Source organism: uncultured Nostoc sp., from assembly GCF_937863485.1.
Taxonomy (GTDB): Bacteria; Cyanobacteriota; Cyanobacteriia; order Cyanobacteriales; family Nostocaceae; genus Nostoc.
Genome location: NZ_CALMFY010000003.1, coordinates 1 through 5,871, shown reverse-complemented (window position 1 = coordinate 5,871; position 5,871 = coordinate 1). Strand labels below are relative to the sequence as shown.

The 5,871-nt window shown below is 39.9% G+C and carries 7 protein-coding genes and 2 pseudogenes; 5 read left to right on the top strand and 4 right to left on the bottom strand.

Translation table 11 applies throughout. The features are described from left to right. From Q0541_RS00520 to Q0541_RS00505, 4 genes and pseudogenes are all read right to left on the bottom strand, one after another. Positions 1–651, bottom strand: a pseudogene (locus Q0541_RS00520) (hypothetical protein); the annotation flags it as partial. 255 nt (positions 652–906) lie between these two features. Further along, entirely contained in the window at positions 907–1,428 is a 522-nt protein-coding gene (locus Q0541_RS00515) for a hypothetical protein (protein WP_298904136.1), read from the bottom strand. Positions 1,429–1,495: 67 nt separating this feature from the next. Next, positions 1,496–1,930 carry a hypothetical protein gene (locus Q0541_RS00510; protein ID WP_298904134.1) on the bottom strand — a complete coding sequence of 145 codons (435 nt, stop codon included), beginning with the start codon at positions 1,928–1,930 and terminating at the stop codon, positions 1,496–1,498. A gap of 127 nt (positions 1,931–2,057) precedes the next feature. Further along, on the bottom strand, positions 2,058–2,921 hold the full coding sequence (locus tag Q0541_RS00505) for a DUF2382 domain-containing protein (protein WP_298904132.1): 864 nt from the start codon (positions 2,919–2,921) through the stop codon (positions 2,058–2,060). Positions 2,922–3,452: 531 nt separating this feature from the next. Between Q0541_RS00505 and Q0541_RS00500 the strand changes: the two genes are divergently transcribed. The 5 genes and pseudogenes from Q0541_RS00500 to Q0541_RS00480 form a co-directional block, all read left to right on the top strand. Further along, positions 3,453–3,908, top strand: coding sequence for a CAAD domain-containing protein (locus Q0541_RS00500; RefSeq protein WP_298904130.1), 456 nt, complete (start codon positions 3,453–3,455; stop codon positions 3,906–3,908). Between the two features lie 129 nt (positions 3,909–4,037). After that, positions 4,038–4,520 carry a hypothetical protein gene (locus Q0541_RS00495; RefSeq protein ID WP_298904128.1) on the top strand — a complete coding sequence of 161 codons (483 nt, stop codon included), beginning with the start codon at positions 4,038–4,040 and terminating at the stop codon, positions 4,518–4,520. A 103-nt stretch (positions 4,521–4,623) separates the two neighbouring features. Then, positions 4,624–4,860: a hypothetical protein gene (locus Q0541_RS00490; protein ID WP_298904126.1), complete on the top strand. Its 237-nt coding sequence runs from the start codon at positions 4,624–4,626 to the stop codon at positions 4,858–4,860. Further along, on the top strand, positions 4,853–5,011 hold the full coding sequence (locus Q0541_RS00485) for a hypothetical protein (RefSeq protein ID WP_298904124.1): 159 nt from the start codon (positions 4,853–4,855) through the stop codon (positions 5,009–5,011). Before Q0541_RS00490 ends, Q0541_RS00485 begins: the two co-directional genes overlap by 8 nt. Positions 5,012–5,303: 292 nt before the next feature. After that, positions 5,304–5,871: pseudogene (locus Q0541_RS00480) on the top strand (hypothetical protein); the annotation flags it as partial.

Below are 5,871 nucleotides of genomic sequence, written 5' to 3'. Positions count from 1 at the left end.
TGAGTGAGTTTCAACACTTTTCGTCATGCCATCATCTTCAGTTATCACCTGCTTATTATCTGCAACCCTCCGTTTATCAAATCCTACTCCCTTATTACTAGCTGTTTTGACCTCTTGGGCTGCACCCTTTACTGCATTGGCTGTATCTTTTGCTGCATCTTTGAAAGCTGGTTTGACTTCCTCAACTGTCTCCTTAACAGCGTCTGCTACATTTTTAACAGCTGGTTTGACCTCTTGGGCTGCACCCTTAATTGCATCAACTACAGATGGCTTGGTTTCCTCAACTGTCTCCTTAACTGCCTCTACTACATCAACAACGGATGGCTTCACTGCTTGTGCTGTATCTTTAGCCACTTCTGTTAGATCTTCTACAGAGTGGTTAACAGTCTTAGCTATACTCTTTGCTGCATCTACTACGCCTTCTACAGAATCGTGAACAGCTTCAGATGTACCCTTCCCAGCCAAAGCGCCTGCTACCGCGCCCGCTACAGCACCAACTACTCCTCCAACTCGACCACCAACTATACCACCAATCGCTGCACCAGCTATACCAGCACCAATGCCTGATCCTGAAGATTGAGCATCGGTTTGCTCTTGATCGGGGTCGGTATTTTCGTCATACTTATCTGCTTGTTGCTTATTCTGAGTCATAATCATCGTCTCCTTTATATTTGTAGCGTCCAGACAAAGGACTATGTGTATCAAGTGGGAGCAACGCGAAAAAGTGAGAACCAACAAATAATGTCACTTTAATGTCACTTTAAAAACTTTTTCAAGCTGATAGCATCAGTAAAAACACTAAAAAATGGTAATTTTGGTTAGTTTCTTATCAATAAGATTGGTTTATTGATAAGAAAAATCAAATCTCACAAAATCGCGTTGCTCGCGTATCAAATTTGGAAATGCTTACTTATGACCACCAAACCATTTAGAGGCGATCGCTCCTAAAGCTGCTCCGACCACTGGATTACTGAGAAACTTAAGAATTGCTGGTTGTTCAGCCATTACTTCGTGGAAGATGTCAGGATGACTATGATATGTGAAAGATGCCACCTTGCTCAGGTCATCTGCACTTATGTGCTTAGGGTTGTGGGTAGAAAGTCCCAAATCTCGCTCCAGATGGCGCTCGTCTAGACCTCTTTGCTTTAAGTGCTTGAAAAATGCCCGTGCAACATCATCCCGTTCGTTAGGCTTAATCTGAGCGATCGCTTTTTGGAGTTCTGGCTCCAGCTGGCTTGGTGGAATGCTGTTATGGTTGAAAGATTGACTAAATAATTGCCGACGTTGATCATGAGATGAGCGCTGGGCAAAATCGTCAAAATTTTGGTATTCCTGAGTTGGGTCAGATGAAACATCATCTAAAGACTCTGTATTCCCGTGAGCCAACTCGTTGAGAATTTCGCGTTTATACTTGTCACTGCTGCTCATTTTAAATGTCTCCTTTTCTACTTACAATCAACTGAATTAATTCAGGTTTTCCCAAAATTTGGAGTTGTTATTTATACTCAATTTGCTGAGATTGCACATCATACTGAGCCGTCAAAATCAGTTTTTTGTCTGGTGCATACATCAAAACTTTTAAGTCTTGTTTCGGGAAATTTTGGTGAAAACCTTGGAGTAAGGATTTTGCTAATGGTCGCACTTCGGTCGGACGAACTTGAGGCGCAATCACGACACCTAACTTATTGTTGTCACGTACATAAGCATCTTGGACAATTCCCTTGGCTGTAGCGACAACCCAGTTCCCAAAATCTTTACCCTGTACACTGTTACCGCGTGACAACAAGGCATAGTCAGCACTATGGATTCCAGACGGTAATTGAGTTGGTTGTTTAGCTTGAACAGTACCACTACAGGCGGCAGTCGTTGTTAGTACTAATACCAAGACTAAAGCTGTTAAAACCCGACGAAACTGTTGAATTATTTTCAATTTAAGCACCTCATCTAAACTAATGCCTCTTCTGCAATATCAATCTACTAAGAGTATTTTGAGTAGAAGTAAGTAGAAAACCCACTCCTACTAACTCAAAAGCAATCACCTTTGTAGTTTAAGTAGGTTAACCCCGGTCAGTTTTATTCTCTATTCGAGTTCCATCAGTGTCAACATCTAATTCTTCGCGTCGAATGGTTTCTTCAGTTTCAACGGTTTCTTTGTCTACAACTTTCTGCACTTTGACTTCTTCGCGCAAAAAAGCTTCCTTATGGATGTCTGCAACTTCTTCATAGAGGTCTATATGCGCTACCTCGCCCTCGGAAAAGTCAGTCGCTTCAGCAGACACAACTTTGCCTGTGTCTTGAGAAGTCACTCGCTCAATCACGACTCGCTCTTTTTCCACCGGAACAGCAACTCTTGCAGTTTCGGTTTCAACACGCTTATTAATCGCTACTTCTCCGCTTTTTCGGCGCTGTTTATTAGCAACTAGCCTTTCTTGGTAAAGTTTGAAAGTTTGGTCTTCGTGAGCGTTGACATCATACAGATCCGCGTCATCTGCGTAGGTGTAGTTGTCAGGACTTGGAGTAGTGCGACCAACTGTCGATGCTAGCGCAGCTGAACTTTCTACAGACGGTGTACGATATCCTCCACGCACCTGTTCTTCATAGTCGTAGTCAAGTGTTGTATGCTCTTGATATTCAGGTAAATTTTCCGCTTGCTCTCTTGTTATACCAACAACATATACACGGTTTGCTGTAGAGTCAATACGCGATTTTCCTACTGGTAATAAGACTTTCTTGCCAAAAATCCAAAAGCCGATGTCAACAATTAAATAGCGGAATTCTCCTTGGTCGTCTACTACAGCATCATTTACTGTGCCAATCTTCTCATCAGTTCCTTGAACATACACACCCATTCCTTTGATGTCATTGCCTTCAATAGTATTATGGTAGTCTGCATCAAATTCACTTATTTTCTGGAGTGGCATTCTTTTATTCCTTAAAATCTTGCTGTGTCTTTTTTATAAATTACACAATTTAGTTTAGGTAAATCTTCTCTCCGAGGAGTGACTTCAATCATCTTTATATTTCATCAATCGAAGTAATTAAATATAATTTTTGTGACTAGTTTCTAGCATTTTTGTGACTAGCTTCTAGCAGTAAATGTCAAAACCAAAGTTACCTAAATCGATACATACCATTAAATCTAGCTAGTTTAATATGTTTATTAAAGCCTTACAGGTAAATCAACTATCCTCACATTTTTAAAGGTTTATTTTTTTAAGTTGTAATATTTGTTTTATCACTCTTATAGAAGACAAAATCTCTACCAAAAGATTGATGATAAGGAAATATACAAATGCCTAAATATTATTAAAGTCCTAATAAATTCGCAAAGAAATATTTCCCTGTCCGCTAAGGAGTAATAAATCTAGTTGCAGAGCAACCGTTGCCAAAGTTGATAATAACAAAGTGTAAACTTTAAAACTGCTCTCATTGCAGAAAATCAGGAGATAATTATGGATACAGAATTACAGCAAGAGCAGTATGTCGATACTGCCTCCGAAAACCAGATAAAAGCACTTAAAGGTTCAGAGTCTGGAAACCTGGCAATGTTGCCACCCGCCTCGGAAAATGAAGAACAATGGCAAACAATTGGTAGACAGATTTCTATATTTTTGGCAAAAATACCTGAGTACATAGGTAGATTCTACCAAGAATACAAATTACCGATTATCAGCTTTGCGTTGCTTGTGATAGCAGTTACGGCACTAAGGATTTTTCTAGCGGTACTCAACGCCATAAATGATATTCCACTAGTTTCTCCATTTCTCCAATTAATTGGACTTAGTTACACAATTTGGTTTACTTCCCGCTATTTGCTCAAAGATTCCACTCGGCAAGAATTAACAGCAGAAATTCGCTTGCTTAAAAAACAAATTCTAGGCAGAGAAGAATCGCAGACTTTAAGCTAACTAAAGTATAGTGGCGAAGACAGTGTATTTGAACTTTCGGTCAAGTAAAACTCGGCTTTTTACTTAAGCATTGTATAGAACTGTAGACTCTTATACCACGTTAGCTAAATTAGCAGGAAAAGAAAATGTATGATCAAGACAAATAGATTAGCTTCGCTGACAACAACAGTATTTCTTTCAACATTGCTAACAGTCCCGCTGCTTAATAGCTGCGGCGGAGGTTCCCGAACTGCTGCGCCACCTCCAATTGACGATAGTATTGGTAGAAATTTAAATAATCGCGCCCCCGTAAATCAACCCCAAGCTAGGAGGGGATTGAGTACAGGGCAGAAAGTGGCAATCTTGGCAGGAGCCGCTGGACTTTTCTACCTCTACAATCAGCGAAAAAATGCCCAAGGAACAGGAGCGCAGGGGAAATACTACCTTTCTAAGAATGGGCGTGTTTACTATCGAGATGCTCAACGTCGCCCTGTCTGGGTAACAGCGCCACAAGAGGGCATTCGTGTTCCACAGGAGGAGGCACAACAATACCGGGACTTTCAAGGATATAATAACAGTCCCACAGGGCGAGACTTAAGGGGTTTGGGTGAAGGTACTGTTCCAACAAATTAATTTTTGTACATGTTATAAATAGATGGCGTTTAACCGTCATTCTATTTTTTAATAGAAACTTTTTTCCATATATCAGGAATCTGCACAAGAAGCCTTTAGTCGGATGTCACCACAAGAGCGGATGCAGTTTGGTCGCTCTCTTCAAGAGCAGACGCGCTCTTCAAACTTGAATTTTCCCGATCTAAACCAAGATGGTATAGATGATCGCTTTCAAGACCCAAATTATCTTGCTCAAACGACAGGCCGGGTTCACCAGCAACAACCAGATATACTCAGTCAAATTATGAGTGGTGCTGCGGGGAGCTTTACAGGTGGTCAACGTGGTAACTATTATGAGTAATCCATTAGCTGGAGCGATCGCTGGGATCGCGGTCTTAGTTGTCAAAAAGTTGATGCAAAGAAACAACCAAGGAAATTCCGGGCAGTATGGTAATATCCGCCCAGCTAGCGAAGACCCGTATAAAGATCCCGCTGACCAACAGTACCGCTAGTAACGTCAAGCAGCAAAGCTGCAATTCGTAATTGATAATTTGTAATTCGTAATTACAATCAGTGAAAGCTTGACTCATCACTGATAATTCTGGTCAAGTAAAAATCAGTTTTTTTACTTGACCACTTTTTATTAGATTGGTATCACCTGGTGTCAAATATCTTGCATTGTTGGTGGTTCTTTAAAGCGACTCAAAGCGGCTGAGAGTTTATTCTAACAAGGTCAAATAGAAGAAGCTCAGGCTTTATTTCATCATTGTAAATTATCTACGTGAGCAGCGGATTTGTATAAAAATGAAACAGTTAGCAAAAACATTATATAGTAAACTTCTGCATCTATTTCACCAGGTAATGGGAATTACCATTTCCCGTAATCCAAATTCAAAGGAAACTAATGTTGCTCTTAATGAAGAATCTCTAAAAGACCCAACTACTCAATTATCAAAGCAAATTCATCTTCAAGACAGAGTTAATAAAGATGAGCAAAATTTACTATTAAATTACCAGTATTCAGCAAAACCTCGGCAATTCAAAAAAGCTTCTTTATTTCCTGATAGTAAGACTAATGTTGCTGCCTTGTCGCTAGTTTTGTATGGAGTTGCTGAAGTCTTATCTCAAAAAATGAATCTGTCATGGAATCAAGTAAATAATATTTTTAGTTACGAAAAAGAAGCTGAAAGTGGAAAAGGAAAAATCTTTTATTATGTTACAGATAATTCAGAAACTCCACAACTAGAAACTCTGGCAGAAGAGGCAGCTTTAGTTGTTATAGACCAATTTGATCCAAGAGCCTGTGCAATTCACCTAATTTACTGTGCCTTAGTAGCTAACCTAGATAAACCTTGGTCAGGTAATTTTGTAA

What these genes read in the sequence shown, in the direction of transcription:
- Q0541_RS00505 (WP_298904132.1), bottom strand. Translation starts at nt 2,921, where the DNA reads ATGCCACTCCAGAAAATAAGTGAATTTGATGCAGACTACCATAATACT.
- Q0541_RS00500 (WP_298904130.1), top strand. Translation starts at nt 3,453, where the DNA reads ATGGATACAGAATTACAGCAAGAGCAGTATGTCGATACTGCCTCCGAA.
- Q0541_RS00495 (WP_298904128.1), top strand. Translation starts at nt 4,038, where the DNA reads ATGATCAAGACAAATAGATTAGCTTCGCTGACAACAACAGTATTTCTT.
- Q0541_RS00490 (WP_298904126.1), top strand. Translation starts at nt 4,624, where the DNA reads ATGTCACCACAAGAGCGGATGCAGTTTGGTCGCTCTCTTCAAGAGCAG.
- Q0541_RS00515 (WP_298904136.1), bottom strand. Translation starts at nt 1,428, where the DNA reads ATGAGCAGCAGTGACAAGTATAAACGCGAAATTCTCAACGAGTTGGCT.
- Q0541_RS00485 (WP_298904124.1), top strand. Translation starts at nt 4,853, where the DNA reads ATGAGTAATCCATTAGCTGGAGCGATCGCTGGGATCGCGGTCTTAGTT.